The 25,516-nt window shown below is 40.0% G+C and carries 20 protein-coding genes; 6 read left to right on the top strand and 14 right to left on the bottom strand.

All coding sequences use genetic code 11. The features are described 5' to 3' along the window. Window positions 1-74 precede the first annotated feature (74 nt). From R2Q66_RS14960 to R2Q66_RS14950, 3 genes are read right to left on the bottom strand one after another with little or no spacing between them, the layout of a single operon-like run. Window positions 75-884, bottom strand: coding sequence for a phosphatidate cytidylyltransferase (locus tag R2Q66_RS14960; protein WP_316750337.1), 810 nt, complete (start codon window positions 882-884; stop codon window positions 75-77). 24 nt (window positions 885-908) lie between these two features. Then, complete coding sequence (locus R2Q66_RS14955; protein ID WP_316750336.1) at window positions 909-1,118, bottom strand: DUF2007 domain-containing protein; 210 nt, start codon at window positions 1,116-1,118, stop codon at window positions 909-911. Further along, window positions 1,090-2,022 carry a CPBP family intramembrane glutamic endopeptidase gene (locus R2Q66_RS14950; RefSeq protein ID WP_316750334.1) on the bottom strand — a complete coding sequence of 311 codons (933 nt, stop codon included), beginning with the start codon at window positions 2,020-2,022 and terminating at the stop codon, window positions 1,090-1,092. The genes R2Q66_RS14955 and R2Q66_RS14950 overlap by 29 nt, the downstream gene beginning before the upstream one ends. A 53-nt stretch (window positions 2,023-2,075) precedes the next feature. Here R2Q66_RS14950 and dusB point away from each other — a divergent pair, with 53 nt between their 5' ends. Next, window positions 2,076-3,083 carry a tRNA dihydrouridine synthase DusB gene (dusB, locus tag R2Q66_RS14945; RefSeq protein WP_316750331.1) on the top strand — a complete coding sequence of 336 codons (1,008 nt, stop codon included), beginning with the start codon at window positions 2,076-2,078 and terminating at the stop codon, window positions 3,081-3,083. A gap of 34 nt (window positions 3,084-3,117) precedes the next feature. Continuing rightward, window positions 3,118-3,504 carry a Co2+/Mg2+ efflux protein ApaG gene (apaG, locus tag R2Q66_RS14940; protein ID WP_316750329.1) on the top strand — a complete coding sequence of 129 codons (387 nt, stop codon included), beginning with the start codon at window positions 3,118-3,120 and terminating at the stop codon, window positions 3,502-3,504. Here apaG and R2Q66_RS14935 read toward each other — a convergent pair. Next, window positions 3,501-4,196, bottom strand: a complete 696-nt coding sequence (locus tag R2Q66_RS14935; RefSeq protein WP_316750327.1) for a zinc metallopeptidase — start codon at window positions 4,194-4,196, stop codon at window positions 3,501-3,503. The two genes, apaG and R2Q66_RS14935, sit on opposite strands and share 4 nt — an antisense overlap. A 152-nt stretch (window positions 4,197-4,348) precedes the next feature. Between R2Q66_RS14935 and R2Q66_RS14930 the strand changes: the two genes are divergently transcribed. Next, window positions 4,349-5,671: a DNA recombination protein RmuC gene (locus R2Q66_RS14930; protein WP_316750324.1), complete on the top strand. Its 1,323-nt coding sequence runs from the start codon at window positions 4,349-4,351 to the stop codon at window positions 5,669-5,671. Here R2Q66_RS14930 and thiL read toward each other — a convergent pair. Together thiL and nadA are read right to left on the bottom strand one after the other, a co-directional pair. Then, a complete protein-coding gene (gene thiL, locus R2Q66_RS14925; protein ID WP_265842957.1) occupies window positions 5,666-6,706 on the bottom strand; it encodes a thiamine-phosphate kinase in 1,041 nt (346 codons plus the stop codon). The genes R2Q66_RS14930 and thiL overlap by 6 nt on opposite strands. 91 nt (window positions 6,707-6,797) lie before the next feature. Continuing rightward, window positions 6,798-7,790, bottom strand: a complete 993-nt coding sequence (gene nadA, locus R2Q66_RS14920; protein ID WP_316750320.1) for a quinolinate synthase NadA — start codon at window positions 7,788-7,790, stop codon at window positions 6,798-6,800. Between the two features lie 400 nt (window positions 7,791-8,190). Here nadA and nadB point away from each other — a divergent pair, with 400 nt between their 5' ends. Further along, a complete protein-coding gene (gene nadB / locus R2Q66_RS14915; RefSeq protein WP_316750318.1) occupies window positions 8,191-9,777 on the top strand; it encodes an L-aspartate oxidase in 1,587 nt (528 codons plus the stop codon). 2 nt (window positions 9,778-9,779) lie between these two features. Then, window positions 9,780-10,289, top strand: a complete 510-nt coding sequence (locus R2Q66_RS14910) for a gamma carbonic anhydrase family protein (protein WP_316750315.1) — start codon at window positions 9,780-9,782, stop codon at window positions 10,287-10,289. Between the two features lie 17 nt (window positions 10,290-10,306). On the opposite strand, the gene R2Q66_RS14905 is transcribed toward R2Q66_RS14910, so the two are convergent. The 5 genes from R2Q66_RS14905 to R2Q66_RS14885 all read right to left on the bottom strand — a co-directional run bounded on the left by R2Q66_RS14905 (window position 10,307) and on the right by R2Q66_RS14885 (window position 21,773). After that, a complete protein-coding gene (locus R2Q66_RS14905; protein WP_316750313.1) occupies window positions 10,307-11,884 on the bottom strand; it encodes an Ig-like domain-containing protein in 1,578 nt (525 codons plus the stop codon). 194 nt (window positions 11,885-12,078) lie between these two features. After that, the gene (gene mnmG, locus R2Q66_RS14900) at window positions 12,079-13,941 is read right to left on the bottom strand and encodes a tRNA uridine-5-carboxymethylaminomethyl(34) synthesis enzyme MnmG (protein ID WP_316750310.1); all 1,863 of its coding nucleotides are present in this window, start codon (window positions 13,939-13,941) and stop codon (window positions 12,079-12,081) included. A 1,610-nt stretch (window positions 13,942-15,551) separates the two neighbouring features. Next, on the bottom strand, window positions 15,552-17,414 hold the full coding sequence (locus tag R2Q66_RS14895; protein WP_316750308.1) for an ABC-F family ATP-binding cassette domain-containing protein: 1,863 nt from the start codon (window positions 17,412-17,414) through the stop codon (window positions 15,552-15,554). Window positions 17,415-17,999: 585 nt separating this feature from the next. Then, window positions 18,000-18,446: an rRNA maturation RNase YbeY gene (gene ybeY, locus R2Q66_RS14890; RefSeq protein ID WP_316750305.1), complete on the bottom strand. Its 447-nt coding sequence runs from the start codon at window positions 18,444-18,446 to the stop codon at window positions 18,000-18,002. Between the two features lie 12 nt (window positions 18,447-18,458). Then, window positions 18,459-21,773, bottom strand: coding sequence for a DUF4175 family protein (locus tag R2Q66_RS14885; RefSeq protein WP_316750303.1), 3,315 nt, complete (start codon window positions 21,771-21,773; stop codon window positions 18,459-18,461). Between the two features lie 228 nt (window positions 21,774-22,001). Between R2Q66_RS14885 and R2Q66_RS14880 the strand changes: the two genes are divergently transcribed. Beyond that, window positions 22,002-22,847, top strand: coding sequence for a glycerophosphodiester phosphodiesterase (locus R2Q66_RS14880; protein ID WP_316750301.1), 846 nt, complete (start codon window positions 22,002-22,004; stop codon window positions 22,845-22,847). A 98-nt stretch (window positions 22,848-22,945) separates the two neighbouring features. Here the strand turns inward: R2Q66_RS14880 and R2Q66_RS14875 are convergent, their stop codons facing one another. The 3 genes from R2Q66_RS14875 to R2Q66_RS14865 form a co-directional block, all read right to left on the bottom strand. Further along, on the bottom strand, window positions 22,946-23,137 hold the full coding sequence (locus tag R2Q66_RS14875) for a cold-shock protein (RefSeq protein WP_008241764.1): 192 nt from the start codon (window positions 23,135-23,137) through the stop codon (window positions 22,946-22,948). A 105-nt stretch (window positions 23,138-23,242) separates the two neighbouring features. Further along, window positions 23,243-24,172, bottom strand: a complete 930-nt coding sequence (locus R2Q66_RS14870; protein ID WP_316750291.1) for a hypothetical protein — start codon at window positions 24,170-24,172, stop codon at window positions 23,243-23,245. A 60-nt stretch (window positions 24,173-24,232) separates the two neighbouring features. After that, a complete protein-coding gene (locus R2Q66_RS14865; protein ID WP_316750289.1) occupies window positions 24,233-25,483 on the bottom strand; it encodes an aspartyl protease family protein in 1,251 nt (416 codons plus the stop codon). Between the last annotated feature and the right edge of the window lie 33 nt (window positions 25,484-25,516).

The following is a 25,516-nucleotide window of genomic DNA, read 5'->3' as shown; positions in this document are numbered from 1 at the left end:
ATACTATAACCAATTGATAAATAGAAATGTATCTATGATTTATAGCTAAATTCCTGATTTTTCAGGTTCCTTACTTAGTACAGAATAAGATACAGGTAGACATAAACAACAGGTGCAGACATCAGTAAACCGTCGAAACGGTCTAATAGCCCACCATGACCAGGTAATATGTCTCCGGAGTCTTTAACATTCAAACTTCTTTTCAGCATCGATTCTACCAGGTCGCCTAAAGTACCGAAACTGGATATTAAGATGGCCATTCCTCCAAGGGTAAGAAAAGAGAGTTCTGTGAAGTAAATGGAAAGTATATAAGCCACCAGTACGCTGGTAAATACACCGCCAAAGAAGCCTTCCCATGATTTCTTAGGAGAATGGCGTTCAAATAGTCTTGTTTTGCCAAATTTAGAGCCAAATAGGTAAGCACCAGTATCATTTGCCCATAACATCAGCATAAAAGCCAATGGCAAATGAAAACTATAATCGGGGATATGCCCGATGAAACCCAGGGAATAGAAGAAGCAAAAAGGGACTGTTACATACATAAAGCCCACAAAGGTGTAAGAGATATTGGCAAAAGGTATTTTTTCTTTTTTGTAAAGTTCCGAGATAAATACGGAGAAGATCAATGGGACCAACAGGAGTAAAAACTTAGTTTCAAATTGTAAAAAATGATAACCTGCAGTCATGAAAAAGATCAATGTTGCGGCAATCATTGCAATATTCCGGTGTGGCCTGATACCCGCTGTTTTGATCAGTTTAAAAAACTCCCATAAGGCAGCCAGACTCAAAAGTAAATAAAAAACAGAATAGACATAAGGTCCCAAAAACATGGATCCTAACATCACTATAGTAAAAAAGAAAGCAGTTATCGCTCTTGTTTTCATGCGTATACGTGTAATTGTAGTGGTTTAAGCGATCTCGTTGTCTTTGATATAAGCCTGCGCTTTTTCTAAATTTTCCGGATGTACCAGGATGTGAATTACCCCAAAAGTCTTGTAGGAAGAATCCTGCTGGTTCATCACTACTGCGGGAATATCATTTTCTAATAGCCCTTGTTTCAATATTTCTGCTGTAAAGGGATCTTCTGTACTAAATACTTTTGTCCAATTGTTTTCCATCTGTTGTTGATTTATTTTTAAAATATCTGAATATCAGAAAAGTCAAAACTGCACTAATCAGGTAACCATACCATTGAAACCAGGTCGTTTTATCTGATTCTGACAAAGGTATATTGTTTTTTTGCATATACCATGCTGCACTAACGGCATAAGCATTATTTAAAAAGTGGGCAAATATGGAATACCACAGGCTTTTGCTCCAGAAATAAATGTATCCAAAGGCTGCTCCAAGTAGTAATCGCGGTAGAAATCCGTAAAACTGTACATGAATGGCGCTAAAAATAAAGGCGGTAAGCCAGATCACCAGGTGTGGATTCTGGAACATCCTCCCAAAAGAACGCTGAATTGCCCCTCTAAACATGAGTTCTTCCGCAATAGCTGGTAATAGCGCGATTAATGCGATATTCATCAGGTAATCTCCGATATTTTTCATTTTCAGGATTTCCAGCGTAGTAGCCATAGCTTCATCTTCCTTGGCTTTCATCCATTGTTCCATGGGTTTCAAAAACTCAGGGAGCACCATTTGCTGATTCCACTGGGTAATCCACTCCAATACCGGCATAGAGACCACCATCATCAAGACCACCAGTATCAAAAGATCAATTTTTGTACGCTTAAAATCATAAAAAACAGTTGCTTTTGCTTTTTCTCCCCAGGCCAGTAATATAGCCGGCAACAGAAATAAACCCAGTTGCTGCAGAGAAATAAGTGTCCTGGAAACCACAATAAATTTAGGGTCACCAGGGGTTAACCAGTTGGCATCTATCATTTCCCCGTACCATAAATACAATCCGGCAAGTCCAACCACATAGGTCATGATCAGCCCTGCGATGGCATAAAGTCCAAGGGTAAGTAATTGTACATAAGGACTTTTTTCAGGTCTTTCGTTTTCTATAAAATTCATTATTTGTAATATTTGTACCTTTGTCCTTTGATTTTAGGTTTGAAGATAGAGAAATGTCTGTAAAGATAGGAAATATTGATCTGGGAGAGTTCCCACTTTTGCTTGCACCGATGGAAGATGTAAGTGACCCTCCGTTCCGTTTTGTATGTAAACAAAGCGGCGTGGATATGATGTACACCGAGTTTATCTCTTCTGAGGGGCTGATTAGAGACGCCGCAAAGAGTAGGGCTAAACTGGATATTTTCGAATATGAACGTCCGATAGGCATCCAGATTTTTGGTAGCGAAATCGACCATATGCGGGAAGCCACGGAGATCGCAACGCTTGCAGGACCAGACTTGATGGACATCAATTATGGCTGTCCGGTTAAGAATGTGGCTTGTCGCGGAGCAGGATCTGCATTATTACAGGATATTGACAAAATGGTAAAAATGACAGAGGCTGTAGTGAAAGCTACCCATCTGCCGGTTACCGTTAAAACCCGTTTAGGCTGGGATGATACCACGAAAAATGTGGAAGAAGTTGCCGAACGTTTACAAGATATTGGTATTCAAGCACTAACTATTCACGGAAGAACACGCGCACAGTTGTATAAAGGTGCGGCAGACTGGTCTTTAATCCGTGAAATCAAAAGAAATCCGAGGATAAAAATTCCTATTTTCGGAAATGGTGATGTAGACAGCATTCAAAAAGCGGCAGACTGGCGCCTGGAATATGAAGTAGACGGCATTATGATTGGTAGAGCAGCTATTGGATATCCATGGATTTTCAGGGAAATCAGGCACTTTTTCAAAACCGGTGAAACGCTTGCGGGTCCAACGGTAGAAGAACGTGTTAATGTTTGCAGAACCCATTTTGAGAAATCTATTGCCTGGAAAGGCCCTAGAGTAGGTGTTTTCGAAATGAGACGCCATTATGCCAATTACTTTAAAGGTTTACCAGATTTCAAACCTTATAGAATGTTATTGGTAAAAGAAGAAAATATAGATATTATTCACAGTATTTTAGACGAAGTGGCAGATAAATATCATCACATTCTCCCTGATAGGGAAATGGCTTGATTTTTGAAAAACATTTCTTAAATATTATTTTATAATGGTTACAGCAATCACTCAGGGCGTTAAAATTTCAGTAGAAACCATGTACCAGGATGAATTTTCAAATCCTGGTAATGAGCATTTTATGTTTGCTTACCGGATAACTATTGAAAATTTATCTGATTATGCGATTCAATTGATGAGAAGACAATGGTTCATATTTGATTCTAATGGCACAGAAAGAGAAGTAGAAGGGGAAGGCGTAGTAGGTATTCAGCCCGTAATTGAGCCTGGCACCAGCTATAGCTATGTTTCGGGTAGTCATTTGAATACTGATATGGGTTCCATGAAAGGAAATTACCTGATGCACCGTTTGGTGGATCAAACTGATTTTACGGTAGATATTCCTGAATTTAACCTGGTTGTACCTTACCGCCTCAATTAATATTTATTTCTTCCAAACAACATAGAAGCATAGTAGATTAAATTGGCTAATGAACCCAATGCAGCTACTAAATAGGTCATTGCTGCCCAGTAAAGTGCATCTTTGGCCTGTGCATTTTCTTCCGGCGTAATCATCACGCCATGAGTATTTCTAAGCCATACCAGGGCTTTTTTACTGGCATCAACTTCTACGGGCAGTGTGATAATACTAAAAATGGTAAGCAAGGCCAGACCAAGCACACCGATAGTCAGCACAAAAGGATTTCCGGTAAAGCCGATCAATAAAACTCCAAGAATCAAAACCCATTGCAATAAGGTAGAGGAAATGCTCACTAAAGGCACCATACTTGTCCTCAGCTGTAACCAATGGTACGAAGTGGCATGTTGTACTGCGTGTCCACATTCATGCGCTGCAACCGCTGCGGCGGCCACACTTCTTCCATGATACACATCTGTGCTTAGATTCACTGTTTTATCAGCAGGATTGTAATGATCTGTTAACTGTCCATCAGCACTCATTACCCTCACATCGTATATTCCACTGTCGTGAAGCATCTTTTCCGCCACCTCTTTTCCCGAAAATCCCGAACTTAAACGCATCTCAGTGTACTTTGAAAACTTACTTCTAAATTTCCATTGGACGTACATGCTAATCAGTAATATCGGGATTATTAAAAATAAATAAGTTCCCATTTCCGTAGTGTATGTTTTTCAATTATTTATAAATCAAAAAACGAGCCTAAATCCCTGCAGTTTTAAAATAATTTTAAAAGCGCTGCTGCATTATTTAACATTACTACTTGCAGGTTCCTTTTAATTTTTCCATTTTTGATAAAAATATTAGTATGGAAGCAGCAATAATCGGCTTATTGATCATAATTTTAGTAGTTCTGGTGGTATTATTCTTAAAGAAACCGGTTGGTGGAAATCAACATATCGCCCTGCTGGCTTTAAAAGAAGAAGAACATCAAAAATCATTAAACTGGTTAAAAGAAGAGAAATTGAGACTGGAAGACGAGCTGAATGACCTCCGTAGTAATTTCCTTTCCGAACGTAGTAAAGTCATCAAATCCGAAGAAAACCTCCTGGCACAACGCGAGAAACAAGCCGAACAGGAATTATATATCGCTGATTTACAACAGCGTTTCAAATTAGAGTTTGAAAACATTGCCAATAAAGTACTGGAAGAGAAAACCGCCAGATTTACGGAACAGAACCGGACCAATCTGGATATGATCCTCAATCCATTCAAAGAAAACATCAAGGCTTTTGAAGAGAAAGTAGATAAGGTTTATAAATCGGAGTCCGATGAGCGCAATATCCTTAAAGGCGTAATTTCTCAGCTGATGGACCAGAGCAAGCAGATTCAGGAAGATGCGAATAACCTGACTAAAGCCCTCAAAGGAGATTCAAAAAAACAGGGAAACTGGGGAGAAGTGATTCTGGAACGGGTTTTAGAGCGTTCCGGATTGATCAAAGATAGAGAGTACCGGATACAAGCCAACCTAAGCGCCGCAGAAGGCAACAGGATGCAGCCGGATGTAATCATTGACCTTCCGGATGATAAACATGTAGTTGTGGACTCTAAGGTATCCCTGGTGGCTTATGAAAGATTGGTTACCGCAGAGCATGATGTAGAAAGAGAAAGTCATTTGAAACAACATATTATCTCCATTAAAAACCATATTCAAGGCTTATCTGCCAAGAATTACCATGACCTTTACCAGATCAATTCACCGGATTTTGTATTGCTTTTCATCCCCATAGAATCTTCCTTTGGTATTGCTGTACAGCAAGATGCAGAATTATTTAACTATGCCTGGGACAGAAAAGTAGTCCTGGTGAGCCCTTCCACTTTACTCGCTACTTTACGTACCATCGCCAGCATCTGGAAACAGGAAAGACAAAACAGAAATGTATTGGAAATTGCCAGATTAAGCGGCAGTATGTACGATAAATTTGTAGGTTTTTTAACTGATATGGAGAGTATCGGGAGAAACATCAGACAAAGTCAGGATGCTTATGATAAAGCCTTAAACAAACTTTCTACCGGAACAGGAAATCTGGCCAGTACTTCAGAGAAAATCAAAAAATTAGGTGCCAAAGCGACGAAGCAAATTGACACCAGATTTTTAGATCCTTTAGTTGTAGAAGAGGAAAGCTTATAATTTAAAAGCGTTCCATCCCTGTGCTTTCAATTCATGAACCACATTGGACTTGGAAATCATTTTACAACCAGAGTTTTTATCGGTAATATGACCAATCACACTGATGTCTACATCATTTTTTAGCTTGGTATAATCAGCTTGTTTAATGGTAAAAAGCAATTCATAATCTTCACCACCATTTAACGCACAAACCGTTGGATCTAAGCCTAATTCACGTGCAGTTTCATAGGTCATCGGATCAATTGGAATCTTTTCTTCGTACAAAGTACAGCCTTTTTCCGACTGCTGACAGATGTGCATAATCTCCGAAGCAAGGCCATCAGAAACATCAATCATGGACGTTGGAATAATCTCCATTTGAGCCAGTAAATCAACGATATCTCTTCTGCCTTCCGGCTTTAACTGACGTTCAATAATATAGTGTTTTCCTTCCAGATCAGGCTGAATATTAGGGTTTTCCAAAAATATCTGTTTTTCTCTTTCCAGAATTTGAAGACCTACATAAGCACCACCTAAATCTCCGGAAACACATAGTAAATCACCTTCTTGAGCGCCATTTCTGTACACTACATCTTTTTTATCCGCATAGCCGATACTGGTAATGCTGATCACCAATCCCTGCTTGCTGGAAGAGGTATCTCCACCAATCAGGTCAATGTTGAATTTATTACAAGCCAGTTCAATTCCTTTGTAGATTTCTTCTACCGCTTCCAATGGAAATTTACTAGAAATTCCGATGGAAACTGTGATCTGAGTAGCGATACCGTTCATGGCATAAATGTCACTCAAATTCACCTGAACAGCTTTGAAACCTAAGTGCATTAATGGGACATATGCCAGGTCGAAATGGATGCCTTCCAGCAATAAATCTGTAGAAACTAATACTTCTTTATCAGGAAAACTCAACACTGCTGCATCATCCCCAACTCCCTTAATACTGCTTTCATGTCTGATCTTAAAGTTATCAGTCAGGTGTTTTATCAGACCAAATTCTCCAAGTTCTCCAATATCGGTACGCTCTTTATTCTCAAACATATATTTTCTATCTATTGCGTTTTAACTTCTACTACTTATTGATTTTCTTTATAATTACCAGTAATCATTTGAAAAATCCCTTATTTTTAAATTATAAACCCAATGCTGCGGAAATCTCCAGCATTCTTTCAATTGGTTTACGTGCTTGCACGATAATATCCGCAGGAACAGTTACTTCAGGGCTTCCATTTTTTAAGCATAAATAGAGTTTTTCCAAAGTATTTCTTTTCATATAAGGACAATCATTACAGGCACAGTTATTATTTGGTGGCGCCGGAATAAATGTTTTTGTCGGATTAGCCTTCTCCATCTGGTGGATAATGCCGCTTTCCGTGGCTACAATAAATTCCTGAGCATCACTTTTGCTACTATAATTCAATAATCCAGTGGTCGATCCAATGTAATCAGCCATTTCTAACACCGCTTCTTCGCACTCTGGATGCGCAATAAACTTCGCATTCGGGTGACGAGCTTTCAGTTTGGTGATTTTTTCTCTGGAAAAAATCTCGTGGACCATACAGGCTCCGTTCCAAAGCACTAAATCACGGCCTGTTTTCTTAGCCACCCAGGCGCCTAAATTTTTGTCGGGACCAAAAATGATCTTTGTATCCTTCGGAAGGCTTTCCACAATCTGTACCGCATTCGTAGAGGTACAAACAATATCGCTCAAAGCCTTCAATTCTGCCGTACAATTCACGTAGGTGATCACCACATGGTCCGGGTATTTCTCTTTAAATTTTTTAAACAGGTGTGGCGGACAGCTATCAGCCAGCGAGCATCCTGCTTTCAAATCCGGCAACAAAACTGTTTTCTCCGGTGAAAGAATCTTGGCAGTTTCCGCCATAAAATGTACTCCTGCAAACACAATCACCTCAGCATCAGTCCTTGCCGCTTCTTGTGATAGTCCTAAACTGTCCCCAATGTAATCGGCAATATTCTGAATATCAGGCTCTTGATAGTAGTGCGCCAGCACAATTGCATTTTTCTCTTTTTTTAGTTTTTCGATTTCCAGAAAAAGATCAAGTGTTGGATCAATCTTTTCTTCGACAAAACCTTTTCTATTTAATTCCTCAAATGTATCCATTTTCAACAGTTCAATAAATTATAATTATTTAATATAGATAGACTTCTATTGTTTATTAGTGTGTTAATAACGTTTGTAAAATATTTTTTTTTAGGCGAATATTTGAGTTATTAATAAGTTATCCACAAATAAGTTGATTTTTTTAGATAAAATTCCCCTGATTCACAGCATTTTATTTTTCGCCCTCAAAACTTATCCATAGTAATATGTGTATTGTTAGTTTGTGTGTAAAAAGTGGATAACCTCGACAAAGTTGCTCAAAAATAACTGAAAACATTGCGGTAAATTCCCTTTTTAGCTTAGATTTAAACATTCAAATTTATTTGTTCTATATGTTTAGACAAGAAGTTAACATTTATATCAACGTTGTTAACAAAGTAAGGGAAGTAGCTTAATTTCAATGAGAAAAGTAGATTTTTTAGTAATAGGGTCGGGTATAGCGGGGTTAAGCTTTGCATTAAAAGCAGCTCAGCATGGAAAAGTTTTAATTGTTACAAAATCAAATGAGGATGAGTCAAATACAAAATATGCGCAGGGTGGAGTCGCAGTTGTAGTAGATAAGGATGATTCATTTGAAAAACATATTGAAGATACAATCATAGCAGGCGATGGACTGTGTGACAGAGAGATAGTAGAAATTGTGGTCAAAGAAGGGCCTCAAAGAATTCAGGAAATTATCGATTATGGGATTAATTTTGATAAAAATCCAACCGGTGTTTATGATTTAGCAAAAGAAGGTGGACACTCAGAAAATCGTGTTTTACACTACAAAGATGTCACCGGATACGAAATTGAAAGTGTTTTATTAAGACAGATTCATCAGAACAAAAACATAGAGATATTAACACATTACTTTTGTTTGGAGTTAATTACTCAGCATCATCTGGGTGTGCATGTGGATAAGAGTTCAGAAGATATCCACTGTTACGGCATATATGCCTTTAACACAGAGCGTAACGATGTGGAAAAGATACTAGCTAATGTGACTATCTTAGCTTCGGGTGGAGCTGGGCATGTGTATAGCAGCACTACAAATCCGGTAATTGCTACTGGCGACGGAATGGCGATGGTGTACCGTGCAAAAGGAAAAGTGAGGAACATGGAATTTATTCAGTTTCATCCAACCGCTTTATACCATCCCGGAGAATATCCTGCTTTTCTGATTTCTGAAGCAGTTCGTGGTTATGGTGGTGTGCTCAGAAGAAAAAACGGAGAAGAGTTCATGTACGAATACGATCCGAGAGGATCTTTGGCTTCCAGAGATATTGTGGCTCGTGCAATTGATTCTGAAATGAAAAAATCTGGAGAGGACTTTGTCTATCTTGATATCACCAATCGCAAAAAGAGCGATATATTAGCTCATTTCCCGAACATTTATGCGAAGTGTCTATCTATAGGTATAGACATGACCAAGGATTTAATACCGGTTACGCCTGCAGCTCATTATATGTGCGGCGGAATTATGGTAGATGAATACGGTCGTTCTTCTATCAAAAATTTATATGCTTGTGGCGAATGTTCGTCCACAGGACTGCACGGTGCAAACCGCCTGGCCTCAAATTCCTTGTTAGAAGCTCCTGTGTTTGCGCATCGTATCTATCGAGATGCTATAGCTACTTTCCAAAATACGGTGATCCCTGACAACATCCCTGAGTGGAATGATGATGGGGTAAAACAGTCCGACGAAGATATTTTAGTGACTCATAATTTAAGGGAAACACAGAAATTAATGAGCGATTATGTCGGAATTGTACGTTCTGATTTCAGATTAGACCGCGCAATGAGACGCTTATTTTTGCTGCATGAGGAGACCGAAGCCTTTTACAAAGCCAATAAAGTGTCTGTGAAACTTTGCGAATTGCGCAATGTAATCCAGGTCGCTTTCATGATTATCAAGTCGGCAAAAGCCAGAAAAGAGAGTAGGGGTCTTCATTATACAACAGATTATCCGCTGCATTCCGCAGAATTAACCGATACAATTTATTAGATATGCCAGTAATATTACCAGTTAAAGATAAGCACCCGCAATGGGGAGAAAATTGTTTTATTGCGCCAAATGCGACGATTGTTGGCGAAGTAATCATGGGCAGTAACTGTTCTGTCTGGTTTAATGCGGTGATCCGTGGGGATGTTAATCGCATCACTATTGGTAACGACAGTAATATTCAGGATGGAGCTGTGATTCATGCAACCTATTTAAAAGCAGCCACAGTGATCGGAAACCGCGTTTCCGTAGGGCATAATGCCATTGTTCATGGTTGTATCTTAAAAGATCATATCCTGATCGGTATGGGCGCCATTGTGATGGACAATGCAGTAGTAGAAGATTACTGTATTATTGCCGCAGGAGCCGTTGTATTAGAGAATACACAGTGTGAATCCGGCTATATCTATGCCGGTACACCTGCTAAAAAAATAAAGCCCATTACTGAAGAGCAACGGGCTTTATTGAATAAACTGCCAGACAACTATATTATGTATGCCGACTGGTTTAAATAACAGACTTATTTAAAAGCCTATTCTTTTGGAATCTTAATGGTTTCATTTCTTTCCCAGAGGGCTCGGATTGAGAGTTCTTTGGGTTCGTTCCATATTTTTTCCGGTTGTCGGCCATCTGCCACACTTCCCGTATCCCATTTTTTGTTCTTGTTATTGTCGTAGGTAATCCTTGTATAGTATTTACCCGCTTTATAATTGTTAAATCTTACGGTCGTATCATTGGTAATGACCATCGTGTTGACTGCATTTTTATTTTCATCAATAACTTCAACGATATAACTTTTATCCTTTTCAGGAACCACCAATTTAAGAATTAACGTTCCGTAATCATCTTTACTTCCCAATTTGAAATCTTTGTTAAACACCTTATTTTTCGTGTTGAAGATGGCTGTAAATGCAGCTGGTTCAAACTTCATTTCATAAGATTTTTTAACGCGCCATGGATATTTTATATAGTATGATAAAAAGTCGGCGCTATCTTTTTCTAAAGTAAAGTTCGTTCTTTTTACAGAATCCTCCAGCAATTGGATCTTTGCAATATCAGTACTTAAAATTGGAAAATTGAAGGTCAGCTTTAAAGGTCTGTTCGGATTTAGGGTCCGGTCTTCCAGATTATCCGTTGCAGTTAAAACCCTCGTATAAGTTTCCTTTTTCCCCCGGAGTAGGGTGGTCGTCTGCAATAATTTTCCATTTTCATTGATGTTGATTTTGGTAGAGTCGAAACTCATATCCGTCAGCCACATTTTTAAGGAGTCATTATTTTTGCTGAATTTCACATATTTTGTGGCGTTCAATGCTGCGGGCTCTACCACGGTAACCTCTGGTTTTTGGAGCTTTTGGTTGAAGGCAAAACTGATGCTTCCATCGGCATTGATCCGCTTATCTAAAATTCTAAACACGGTAGCGTCTTCTTTGAAAATTTTGATATTTACAGAATCCATCGGTTTACTTAATACCAGCGGATTTTTTATAAAACCAATTTCATCCGTGCTTTGCTGATAGATTTTATCGCCACCTTTTTCTTTAAGTGCATACACTTTGTAACTGCCTTCCCTTAAATTGTTGAGGCTATAGTTACCACTGCTATCGGTAAGCGCATAGATCGAAGGTCTGCCTTTTCCAAGGAGGGTGTCTCTGTCCAGGGGTAGAATAAATGCGACCGCCTCAATTTCCGGTTCGCCGGTGATGGCATTGGTCACCTTACCTTTGATGCTCAGGGAATCGAGTTTCGGACCGGTGGAAAATACATAAGAGAAATTCTTCAGGACGTTGTTTTCGTTGATATCCGCGATCAACTTCCCGAAGTTCAATGTATAGGTAGTGTTTTTTTCCAGACTGTCCTGAAAGGAGATTTCCAGTATTTTTTTCTTGACCTTCAATAGGGGAGAGGATTTCAATTCCGGAGAAATCGAAAATTCTTTCTGCTCATTCTGAAGTTTGAAATACTCATCAAATTCAATGAGGATTTTTTTAGCCTTGAAGTTTGTCGTGTAATTTTTAGGCTCCATGCTCAGGATCTTCGGCGCTTCTGTATCACGAGGCCCGCCCTGAGGCTGTTGTATGCTCGCACAGCTATAGATTAGCGAAGTTAGCATGAGAAGGGATGCAAAAAGCCTGAAGTTCGATATAATGCTATTTTTGGCCATTTATATGCGCTGTGTTAAGTTTATTAGTCTTTTTAATAGATACCATTAAAAAATTTTAAAAGTCGCTTAAAACTCATTTAAATGAGTCAGTTAAAACAGGTGTAAATACCGTTGTAACTGACTCTTTATCAGGTTGTTGTGTTTTACTTGCTCATGTGTACCATCAAAACTGAGATGTCAGAAGGCGAAACACCAGAAATTCTCGAAGCCTGGCCCAATGTGCGGGGTTTGATCTTCAATAATTTTTCTCTGGCCTCTTTTGACAGCGATCCAAGTTGCGAATAATCAAAATCCGGGTTGATGTCTTTGTCTTCCATCTTCTGCATTTTGTTCACGATTTCCTGTTCCTTCTCAAAATAGCTTTCGTACTTAATTTTGATTTCTGCCTGCTCCACCGTCTCTTTATCGAAGGCGCTCAGGTACTCCCTGAATGGCTGACTAATCTCGCGAATGTCTTCAATGCCGACTTGCGGTCTGCCTAGTAAACTCACGATTTTTACATTTTGATTCAGGATGCTCGTTCCTAATTCTTCCAGTTTTTCATTGGCTTCAGCCATGTCAATACTTTGCTTTTTAGCGAAGGCAACAATAGCATCAGAGTTGGCAACTTTCTGTTTAACGATGTCCAGACGCTCGTCACTAATCAAGCCCAACTGATGGCCGATAGGGGAGAGACGGATGTCTGCATTGTCCTGGCGAAGTAACAATCTGTGCTCTGCTCTGGATGTAAACATACGGTAAGGTTCGTCTGTTCCTTTAGTAACTAAATCATCAATTAATACACCGATATAAGACTCAGAACGCTTCATGATCAACTCATGTAAATCGTTCACTTTTTGATGCGCATTGATACCAGCAATAAAGCCCTGACTCGCGGCTTCTTCATAACCTGTAGTTCCGTTAATCTGACCTGCAAAAAACAGATTGCTGATCATTTTAGTTTCTAGAGTTAAAGAAAGTTGGGTAGGTGGGAAATAGTCATATTCGATCGCATAACCAGGACGGAACATTTTAGCGTTTTCAAATCCAGGGATTTTAGTCAGCGCTCTATATTGTACATCTTCCGGTAAGGAAGTAGAGAAACCATTTACATAAATCTCACAAGTATGCAATCCTTCCGGCTCAACAAAAATCTGGTGTCTTTCTCTTTCTGCAAAGCGATTGATCTTGTCTTCGATAGAAGGGCAATATCTTGGGCCTAGTCCTTTAATTCTACCCGTGAACATCGGAGATTTTTCGAAGCCTTCTTTTAAAGTCTCGTGAACTTCCGCATTCGTATAAGTAATCCAGCAGCAGCGTTGTTCTGTTGGGCGCTCAACATTGGTATAAGAAAAACGTCCCGGGTTTTCGTCGCCCCATTGTTCTTCCATTACTGAATAATTCAGAGACCTTCCGTCTACGCGGGGTGGTGTACCAGTCTTCATTCTACCAGCTTCAAAACCAAGTTCTGTCAATTGTTCGGTAAGGCCGGTTGCTGATCTTTCAGCAGTTCTACCTCCACCAAATTTTTTCTCTCCAATGTGGATCAATCCATTTAGGAAAGTTCCGTTTGTTAAGACAACTGATTTTCCTTTGATCTCAATTCCTAAAGAAGTCTTCACTCCGGTAACGGTATTGTTTTTAATGATCAGGCTACTCACCATGTCTTGCCAGAAGTCTACATTAGGCGTACGCTCTAAAGCCAGTCTCCATTCTTCCGCAAATCTCTTTCTGTCATTCTGAGCTCTCGGACTCCACATCGCCGGGCCTTTAGAAAGGTTCAGCATTCTAAATTGTAGTGTGGTCTTATCACTGATGATTCCAGAGTATCCACCCATGGCGTCAATCTCTCTTACGATCTGACCTTTCGCCACGCCACCCATCGCAGGGTTGCAACTCATCTGTGCAATGGTTTCCATATTCATGGTGATCAGCAAGACTGAAGATCCCAGATTGGCAGCAGCGGCGGCGGCTTCACAACCAGCATGTCCGGCACCAACTACTATAACATCGTATTCTTTAAACATTACCTGTTGTTTTTATATCGCTAAAATTTTGTTTCACGTGGAACGTAATAGATGCCCGCTAGCAAGCGAGAATGTTTCACGTGAAACAATAGGTTAAAATTAATCATTTAATAGTGGAGACGTGCTAATTCAGTCTCCTTTTTATTCTTTCTTTTTTCGGCCCTCCTCATTTATCTATTGGAGGAAGAGCGGCCTCCCATGTAATCAGGGAGGGGCTTTTGCTTTTTTAACAGCTAGAAAACACCTGGTATTCAAAGTGCAGCAAGGTTTACCTTAAATCAGGATTCAATTTAAAGCATCACTTTAAATGATGCTTGTTTTGTGTTGCTCATTTTCACGAAGAACACTTTGTTCCACGGTCTGGCTTTAAGGGCCAGGCGGATAGATTCCTGTAAAACCTGAGCAAATTCCAGGTCAGGAAGCAAGCTTCAAACCGGATATTCCAGGGCTTTTGAATCCAGAAATCATCAGGTTTCCAGTTCAAAAATCCAGTTGTTTTGCCCTTTTTAAAACGGCAGATTGATCCTTTTCATAGGGGCTGCTTTAGCTTGCTGTGCCGACTACTTTATCCACTGATTCTGCCAGATGCGGAATGTTTCGTTGTCCCTTTAGTCAGTATTCCCGTCGATATTACTTAACCGCTGTCAGCTGATTCCTCCCCTAATAGTAGCGGAACTGGAAATGAAATACTGCCTTTTTCTATCCTGATGCGGTTCAATCCAAGCTCGAAATCAGGGTTGGAAATTAGTCTTTAGCAGGGCCTTTGCTTTATTTCTGAGGATCGAATCAAGATATTTTAGGTGTTTACTTCTGATCCTTACTGATTACAAGACCTCATTTTCCAGGGTGTATTATGCGGCCGGATCTCTGTTATTCCCTGCCAAATCCTGTTGCGCATAAGCGTGATTTATTCTCTTATGCCTTAACTTAAACTAAAATAGTTCCTTTAAATCTGGGATTAAACAGCATTTAAATTTGGAATTCAACCCTTAGATTTGGGAGGAAAGCAGACCCGTTTTTCTAAATTCAGAAAGGAGGGTCAGTAATTAAGTACTGAATTCAGCGTCCGGATTAGGGGCGTTTTGATGTTTAAATTTCTGGAATTTGCGTTTTTACAAAGAATAATGTGGAATCCTTTTCAGGAAAAATCACCTGCTTTTACAAGTAAATCCGCAGCAGCAAATCAAACATTCAGGCCTATAAAACGATTAAGAAAACCGGTTTTAAAAAAACAGCTTAGGTTTCAAAGCCGCTGAAAGCCGGGTAAACGATAGTTGAAACCGACCTTGCATTCCCGAGAATCATCCTGAATCTCCCCGGAAAATTCCGGGATTTCAACAGAGAAACAAAGCTTTTAAACCTTAATTTCCTGGCACAACTGAGGGCTAAAACCAGCGCTGTTATTTAGCTATTAAAAATGAGAAAGAACATTTTGTTGTTTTTTGAAAGCCTCTGGAGGGAAGAATATGGGTATTAAAACCGGAGATATTTCTGGTTTATAATTCTGATTCGCATGATATCGATGTAGAATTATACCCTGCTGACAGCAGTATTCTGCTCAATTTGTCCCCACCTGAACCGAAGAAACAGGTGGGGATAATTGGTATAGGTTATTGCTCGGATAGCGTTAACCAGCGTTCAGTAACCTGTTCCAGTTCCTGATTTAAACCTTCAATACTTTTGGAAACTTCCTGTATTTTGGTGTAATCTGCATTGTCAATTGTCAGTAGAGAATTGCTCAATTCCTGGATTTTTGCTTCCAGTTCAGCGATCTTTGCTTCCGAATCTTCCAGTTCTTTTTGCTCTTTAAAAGACAGTTTTTTAGCAGGAGTAGCTGCTGTATTCTGAGCAGGTACTTCCTTCGTTTTTACCGGTGCTTTTTCCTTTGGTGTTTCTAAACTGATTCTGTATTCAGAGTAGTTACCATTGTAAATTCCGACCTCGCCATTGCCTTCCATGATGAACAATTGCTCACTCATCTTGTCTAGTAAATACCTATCATGGGATACCAGAATTAACACGCCAGGGAAGTTCTCTAAGAACTCTTCTAACACATTCAGGGTGTCAATATCAAGGTCGTTGGTAGGCTCATCCAGGATCAGGAAATTGGGGTTCTGCATCAACACTTTCATCAGGTGTAAGCGTTTCTTTTCACCACCACTAAGCTTTTCTACCATCCCATGTTGTTTCTTGGGAGGGAAGAGGAATAAGGTTAGTAACTGCGAAGCAGAGATCGTTTGACCATCGGCCATTTTGATGTATTCTGCATCAGATTTCACGATATCAATCACCCTTTCTTTCTCATTGAAAGCCAAACCACCTTGTTTATAGTAACCATAAACGGTAGTCTCACCCGTACTTACTTTTCCTTTTTCAGGCGTTAAGTAACCCGTAATGATGTTCAGTAAAGTAGATTTTCCGGTACCATTTTTACCTGCAAGGCCGATACGGTCTGCGCGTTTAAAAGTATAGCTGAAATCATTGATGATAGGCTTGCCATCAAACGACTGACCGATATGATCCAGTTCAAGGATTTTGTTCCCCTGACGAGCCATTTTAACGTTCAAAGTAACGCTTTGGTTGTCTGATCTTTGTTTGGTTTTGCTTTCCAGGTCATAAAAAGCATCAATACGCGATTGAGACTTAGTGGTACGGGCAGCAGGCATTCTTCTCATCCATTCCAGTTCCTTTTTCAAAAGGTTCTTATTTTTCTGAAAAGTACTCTCATCAGCCATTTCACGCTCAGATTTCTTCTCCAGGAAGTAAGCGTAATTGCCGTTATAATTGTAAATCTTTCCTCGGTCCAGCTCTACGATGGTATTACAAACATTGTCCAGGAAGTACCTATCGTGTGTAACTAATAATATAGTTTTGTTTCCGGAAGTCAGTAATTTCTCCAGCCATTCGATGGTATCAATGTCCAGGTGATTGGTTGGCTCATCTAATACATAGATCTCAGGATCCTCAATCAGGAGCTTTGCAAGCGCAAGACGCTTCTTCTGTCCACCAGATAGGGTTGAGATCTGTTGTTGCAAATGAGTGATCCCCATACGGCTTAAAATCGTTTTAATTTCATGCTCATATTCCCAGGCATTGTGCTCGCTTAATTCTTCATATAAGCGGTTCAATTTCTTTTCATCCGGGTTTGGATCTTCAATCAGTTCCTCATATTCTTTGATCAGTTGCTGCTGTTTGTTGTCCGTCGAGAAGATAAAATCACTGATAGAGTGACCGTCCGGGAAAGTAGGTTCCTGATCCAGAAATCCTATTTTAACAGATTTATTCTTTACGATTTTACCTTCCAAAGGATTGAACCTTTCGGCAAGTAACTTCAGTAGGGTGCTTTTTCCGGCACCGTTTATACCAACCAACGCTACGCGTTGTCCAGGTTGAATCCCCAGGGTTAAATTTTTAAATAGCCATTCATCATGGTAAGCATGGCCTAAGTTTTCGGCTGCAATTAGTGTACTCAAAGTATGTGTTTAACGATATTTTATGTATGAAATTAGTGCAAAAGTAAGCAATAATTCTTAGGTATATGGTTGAGCCTATTGAAGATGTAATGATTTTCCCCATTAAAAATCAACGTATTGGGGCTAAAGTATAGGGGATAAGGTGCAGATTAGCACAAGGCTTTTCGATAACGCTGATCCTAAAGGCGGGTAAAAAAGGAAAGAAATGGCAAGGCTACCGGTTTAAAAAGCAGTCGTTAAGGATTGGTGTAGCTGTAGATTGCTGGCAAACCATGACCAGGAATTTTTTGTTTTTAGCGCTAAAAACGGGAGATAAGGCTTGTTATTTTCTGGTATGGGTTAAAGACACGGCTCTTTCGGCAGGCTTTAATCCGAACTTTGTTCCGGTAAGGATGACGATTGCTACAGCGCCGATCAGTAGTTTTTTAAGGGTAGTTTTCATGGGTTCCTGGTTTTTGTGTTGCGAAAAATCTTTCAGAGATAAGACGCAGGCTCAGGGGAAACGTTTCAAAAAATTGACGTTCATTAGACCATCTGTTCTTAAATTCCGACAAACCGCCGGATATAACCTATCAACGGAAGCTGCTATACTGCAGATTCCATTGCTTTAAACAAGGCAAGAGATTCGTCTTCCTTGGCCGTCATCAGTGTTTTAGCCGCTTTTCCCTTGTCTTTATAGCCCAAAAGGTGCAGCGTTCCATGTGCCATCACGCGGTATAATTCATCCGCTACGGTATGTTTAAACGTCTTTGCATTTTCCTGGATACGTTCCAGGCTGATAAAGATATCCCCAACGATCATTTTAAGCACTTCTGAGTTATCAAAAGTGATCACATCAGTATAAGTGTCATGATCCAGATATTCCTGGTTTATACGCAGTAAATATTCGTCTGAGCACAAAATGAAGTTCAACTCCTGTAAAGTATAACCTTCTTTTTCAATGATCGCCTTAATCCATGCCTTTAACAAGGTTTTCTTTTTAAGGGTATAAGTAAGGTCTTCGGTGAAAAAATGAACTGCTGCTTTTGCCATCTGGATATAGAATTATTGGGCCAAATTTAGCAATTTAAAATATTCCGCAATTTTATTTTTGTAATAGTAGTTCAGGCTGGGCGGTAATTTTTGTATCCATTCGTTCTCATTTTTTTGATTTTTGCGGAACTTTTCCAGCATTTGCTGATAGGATGGAGGCAGATCTTTTCCAGCTTTACTCTCCCTTTTGGAGTCCTGATCCTGCTCTCTTTGCGCATCATTTGCATTCAGAAGTTTGGTCAGGAGGTCTTTCTGGCGGTTTAGCGTCTCTTGCTCCAGGCGCTTATTCACGAGATCCGTTTCCGTAGCCTTCATGTCCTTGATCATTTGATTCAGGTTACCCAATCCGGATTTACCATCTTTATTTTCTTCTCTGTTGATCTTTTGCAAAGCCTCGCGGATCATTTGCTGTTGCTGGGCCATTTTGGCGAATTCTTCAGACATTTGCCCCTTTGGAACCGAGCCTTTGTTTCCTGATTTTTGCAGCTGATCCTTAGCCTTTTGCATGCTGTTATTCAGCTGCTGTTGCATTTGCTGCAGCTGTTTCATGCTTTGTTTTTTTCCTTTACCACTGCCACTGGAGTTTTTCTTCATCTTTTGAAGTTGCTCCAGGGCCTCATTGAGCATTAAGGATAAGTTATTGATGGAAGTCATGGTGTACTGCTGGTTCTTATTGGCAGCAGCGGTATTCCTTTCGCCCAGGTTATCCAGACTCTTATCCAGGTTAAAATTGATCTTTTGGAGCTCCTCATTCACACTGCTTTCAATCTGTGGCACTCTTTTACTTAAAGAGAACAAACTATCCGCAATGGTCTTCATATTGTCCTTAATCTCCCTTTGTTGCTGTACATTGCTGGTATAGAGCGGATCATTACTACTCAGTTTTTTCAGATTCAGCATCACCTTTTCCTGATCAAAAGAGGTTTTCAAAAGATTTTCCAGCAACTGACGAAGCTCCTGAGCATTTAGATTACTCTCCATTTCCGAAGATTCCTGTTGCATCTCGTCCATCTTTTTTGCCATTTTTTCCAGCTGATCAGCGGCTTTATCCTGATTTTCCGCGGCTTTTTTACGGTCGTTCTTCTCTAAATTTTCTTTACTCTCTTTTTGTTGCTGCTGGATGTCTTTACTCTCTTTTTCAGGATTCTGGAAAGGATTAGGGCGTTCCAGCTGCTCATTTTTTTCCTGCAGACTTTTCAGTTCTTTTCTAATGTCTTCAAAAGCCGCACGTTGTTCCTCCTGTTGTTGCTTCAAATCAGCGGCAGGTTTTTTCTGATCTTTACTTTGCTGAGCAAGGGCCTTTTGTGATTTGGCGAGTGCTTTAATCCGATCAATATTGCTTTGCAGGTTCTGTTCAAATTCCAGCTGCTTATACAGCTCCAGGATACGATCCAGCTCATTTTTTACAGATTTATTATCCAGCTGCATTTTGGAAAGCTCTTGCTGTGTCTGGTCTTTGTTGTTCTGATCCATCAGACTTTGCAGCTTTTCCAACAGGGCCTTCGTTTTATCGTCCAGCACATTTTTAAACAATTCATCGATTTGCTTTTGCTTTTCGAGGAGCTCATCTTTTACTGCTGCATTCTCTTCTTTTTCAAAATTACTCTTTTCATTCAGCTGTTTAAGCGATTTAACGGTCTCCTCCAACTGTTTTTGCTTGTCTAGTAACTGCTGAATCTGCTTCTTATCGTCGAAATTAAGGGCTTTCTTGTCCAGCAAAGCTGCGCCCAGTTTTTTACTCTCTTTTTCTACCGCACTGGCGAGTTTAATGGCTTGTTCCATTTTCTGTTTAACTGCCTGACTGCCCTGATTTATTTTCTCCGCAACCTGTTGTACCGAAGGGAGCTCATAGGTTTTTATCGCTGATTTAGTTGATTTTGGGCCATTAACACCATCATTATCGGTTACCTCAAAGTAATATTCCAACTGCTGTCCGGGCTTTAAATCGGCCTTGTTGAGGTCCCAGAAGAAGAAGAAGGAGTTTTCCAGTTGTGTTTTTTTAACCGGAATAGATTGGCTGACCTTGTTTTTCGCTTTACCATTTTCGGTGACGATATAATTGAATTTCAAGCCGCTAAAGCCATGGTCGTCCGAAATATTACCAGAGAAATAGAGGGCCTTAGTGCTTACAGAATCCGGAGATTCAGTGACAGAGATATTCGGAAATTCGTCTTTAATGATTCCAATCTGGTGCACTAAAGAATCTGCAGCAGCTACAAAACCACTGTTTTTTGGGCTCAGACGGTATTCTCCACTTTTGCGAAGGGTGCTTTTAAAGCTAAAAACATTGTTTTCCGAACGGAGCAGCTGTTCCTTTTTGTCTAGTATAAAAACCAGTTCATCACTGTTTGCAGTGCTTAATTTCCAGGTTACTGTGGTTCCCTCAGGCAAGAGTAAATCGCCTGCATTGGCAATGGTTTCGTTCTTTCTGCCCAGATAAGCAGGGTATTGGAGGTCGGTAGTCATGGCCACAATTGCCGGACGGGGCTTCACTTCAATCACATAGGGCAGGGAGTTGAAGCCCCCTGCAGCAAAACGGATCTCTTTGTTCTTTTGAAGGTTTTTGAAAGTATATTGAAAAGACGTCGCGTCCTTTTTCTCCAGTTTATAGGTGTTCAATCCGTCAGAAAGGTAAACCTCCTGAGGGAGCTCATTTCCGCTGATTTTAAGCTTTAAAGTCAAGTCGTCTCCCTGCGCGCAAATCAGTTTTTTATTGAGTAACTCAAAATTGAAGGGCGCTTTCGGTAAAATTTCCCTGTTGTACTGCACAAAACTGCTGGTTCCTTCTTTTAAGATCGCAGGAGCGATAATGGCAATCAGGAGGATGATGCTCAAAGGAAACAGAGAATAGCGTAGGTATTTTTTATTCTCATTTAGTCGGATGGCACTGCTGAAAGGAATTGGTTTCAGGTCATTGATCTTTTGATCAATTCCAGCCATAATGAGTTGATTATGTTCCGGATTTTTATCTGCCAGAGCTTTTAACTGTAATGTATTTAACAGCTTGTCTTTTACATTGAAAAAGTGATCTCCGATGAGTGCTGCCGCCTGTTCTATGCTTAGATTTTTGCGCAGCTTAAAGTAGGAAAGGGCTGGTTTAACGACCCAAAAGCCAATAGCAAGGGCAGAAACGGCGATGGAACTGAAAAACAATAAGGTTTTCATGGAAACGCCAGGCTGGGTATAATAGACCAGCACAAATAACAGCAAATACAAGGCTAAGAGAAAAGTGGCGGCATAAATGCTGCCCCGCAACAGTTTATTCAGGTAAAACTTTTGCGTGAATTCATTAACCTTTGAAATTAAAAGTTCGTAATTGCTCTTCATTAATTAGCTTTATGATGCTTAAGGGTAATTCTTTAGGATGCTTAAAGGTAATTAATGAATGTTGGTTTTGATAAAATTAAAGATATAATAGCCTAAAATTAACGTTAAACTCATTTATTTTGAGGAATTTGCTTTCCATGAGACTGATACACAGCTCTATAATAGTGATATAGCATTCGGTGCGGAAGATATACCATTCAAAACTATAAAGTACAAATTGATAATAAGATGAGCAATTCAATTTATGCCATAGCCATGGCAACGTTATTTACGAGCATATTTCCAGCAGCTGGAATAACCTCTGCTGTGCAGGAAATCCAAAAAAACCCTTTAAAAGCCCTTGTGATGGAAAATACTAACTCCTGGAATAAAAATCAAGTGATTGCGCACCGTGGCGCCTGGAAAAAGAAAGGCTTGCCTGAAAACTCAATTGCTTCTTTAAAAGAAGCGATAAATCTCGGCTGTTACGGATCCGAATTTGATGTGCAAATGACCTCCGACAGCATATTGGTGGTGAACCATGACGCTGATTTCCTTGGAATCCCGATTGCCAGTTCTACTTATGCGCAGTTGCTGGAAAAAAAGCTGAGTAACGGGGAGCAGATTCCAACTTTAGAAGCCTATTTAAAAGCCGGAAAGAAACAAAAAAGAACGAAACTGATCCTGGAGCTAAAGTCGGCAAAGGATAATGGGGAACGAGATCTTCAAATGACCAGAAAAACGGTGGCGATGGTGCAGCAGCTAGGCGCAACTGCCTGGGTAGATTACATCAGCTTTAGTTACCCGATAGGAGAAGAAATTATGGGCCTACAACCGGGAGCGAAGTTCGCTTACCTCAACGGAGATGTGTCTTTAGAAAAGTTAAAAGCATCGGGATTTGATGGTGCCGACTATCATTTTTCCGTCTATAAAAATGGCGATTGGTTTAGCAAATCAAAAGCGCTGGGTCTGAGCTTAAATGCCTGGACGGTTAACACCGTGGAAGACATGAACTGGCTTTTAGATCAGGATATAGAATTCATTACAACCAATGAACCGGAGCGGCTGTTTGAGCTTATTCAGGCACGGAAATAGACAGGAATTACTCCCTTTAAAACCGCCAGAATAAACCCCTTTTAAACAAAAAAGCATCGCGGTTGTCCGCGATGCTGTACAATTATGTTTTTAATAATCTAGATTACTTTAACATTAATCGCATTCAACCCTTTTTTACCGCTTTCAACATCGTATTCAACTTTGTCGTTTTCACGAATTTCATCGATAAGGCCTGTTGAATGTACAAAAATTTCGCTATCTCCGTTAGCTGGAATGATGAATCCGAAACCTTTAGTTACATTAAAAAATTTTACTGTTCCTTCTTGCATTGTATTATTTATTAATAAATTAAGTGTGCAAGATACATATTATTTTTAATAATACACAGGAGGTTCGGTATTTGATAAATGTAACTTTTCGGGTGTTTTATGCCATTATTTCCTCCCGGAAATACTCAGATTTATTTCGCTGGAATGTGGGATCCCGAGAGTCGTTCCTGGTTGCGTTTTTAAGAGGTTTTGCAGGTATATTCTAATGATTGCTTCCAGTGTTTTCTTTCTCGGTTCATAGTTTTCAGGGGTAGAAGTGCGGAACTTGCCCAGGTGCATCTGACCTGTCGCATCTACGACCACGCTGAAATCATAACCGAAGTCTTCATATGCACGGGAAATGGTTATTTTATACTTTGGAAACAGGTAATCATAAGCCTCAGTCTGGCCGTTAATCCGATCCACAACATCGATTTTTCTCACCTTGATCATATCACTCAGCGACTTAAATACGACCGGTTGCCGCGCTCCGAATGCCAGGTCAGGATCTCCGGGCTTTTGATTGCTGCCTGCCGTTAATTTCCGGATAAAAGCGGTATCGGCTTTGGATGGTTTCTGTAAATCCTCAGCGGTGGTTTTGAGGACATTTTGAATATAATCTTCGGAATAATAAGTGATGTTTACATCCGACCGGATATCTTTCATAATCTCTCTGTTGATCACCTGCAAACGTTGCATCAAAACACTATCCTTACTGATCTTCTTGATTCTAAACCACTCTTTCGCGAAATTGTAAACATCGCCATGGTCATGTTGTAAAAAGAAAGTCTGCATTCTCTTTTTTTGCGGACTATAAGCCATGATCGAGTCATTTGATTTGAACTGAATGATCCAGCTTGGTTCCTGTTGAAAACCCAGGCTATCAAATGATAATCCGGTACTGAAACGACGCTTTACCTCATGGTATTTAATGCCTTTTATTGACTCAAAAGTCAATTGACCAGGCTGCAGTTTCTTTTCTTCTTTCTTTTCAGCGGTACAGCTTGCAAAAACACTAAGGGCGGCTAATAAGATATAAATGAGCTTTTTGGACATGCAGGGAAAATAAAGGTAATGGATTAATTTCGTGCACAAAGTTATAAGAATCGGCAGATTTTAGATTCTTTGTTTCAGTTTTATGATCCGAATGAGCAGATCTCCCTTCCTCAACACCGTTATAATGACTGTTTTATGGTTTCCGTCCCTGAAAATCTTGTTTAGATCCGACAGCGTGTAACTTGTGGAAGGAGCGAAGTTGAGGTAAACGATCTCGTCTTCTGCTAGCAATCCGCCTTCTTCTGCCGGAGAACCAGGCTCAATGCGGCCAATAAAATAGCGCTGAAGCTGGGTGTCTTCAGAGTAAACTTCCATTCCGGCCATATCATGTTGAAATGGGCGCTTGAAATTCCCGTTTTTCCGCAGATACATGGCATTATCAGCATAATCGAAAGTAATGTCAAAACGGTTCAGGATATCTGCCCCGAGGTTTCCATTCCGGTCATTCACAAATACTTTTGCTGCAACCTCCTCATATTTCGGATAAGCAGTGAGCACATTTTTCAATTCAAAAGACCCGATTTTGAACAGAGGAATCCTTCCGATATGGCCACTGATGGGGCCGCCGAGTCCGACGCCCAGATTGGCCTGTATGGTAACCGGTGGCAGTGGGAAAGGGTCTTTATTCAGTGTTTCTAATGATATCGCATGACTTGCGCCATTGTCGACCAGCATTTTTAACGTCAAAGTACCAAGTTCCGGAGACTCCACTTGTACTTTCGCATAAGGTTTATCGTTGATCATTTCCAGGGGAATTCGTTCTCCTTTGATTTTCCGGCCATAAGAAGGCACATAAAAAATCATTCTTTTGCTGGAATATTTAAGTTCCACGATGAAACTTTTGAAGAAATGGTAGCCTAATATTCCATGGATTGGCATCCCCAGGTAGCTGGACAGGCGGAATAGATCTTCCTTCAAAATGGCGGTTGGGATATGATTCAGCCTTGATTTTCCAATTCGTGCATTGACTGCGCTCGAAACATAGGCTTCAATTTCGTCCCCTTTACCCAGACCGGAAATTTTGATCGTTCGTAAATCTTTAATGTTTAAGCTGTCTGCAATGTGGGGATCGGAAATGATCATCGGACCAACACCGGTGTCTAAAATGAAGTTAAAGGGACCTTTTTCATTGATATAAATAGGAATCACAACCAGATTTTTCAATAGCAGGAAACTAATGGCATCTTTCTTCCGGTCATTTGAAAACTGGAAATCCTGGGCATAACTGTTTTTTATCGTCAAACTGACTATAAGCAGCAGGAGCAGGGTTTTTACCCGTATTGCATTGATCAGGAAGCGAGACCATTTCATAACACTAATTTAATAAATTAGTACGCAGGATTA

Origin of the sequence: Pedobacter gandavensis (assembly GCF_032677645.1) — a bacterium.
In the GTDB taxonomy this organism is placed as follows: domain Bacteria; phylum Bacteroidota; class Bacteroidia; order Sphingobacteriales; family Sphingobacteriaceae; genus Pedobacter; species Pedobacter gandavensis_A.
This window is presented reverse-complemented; position numbering and strand designations above follow the sequence as displayed.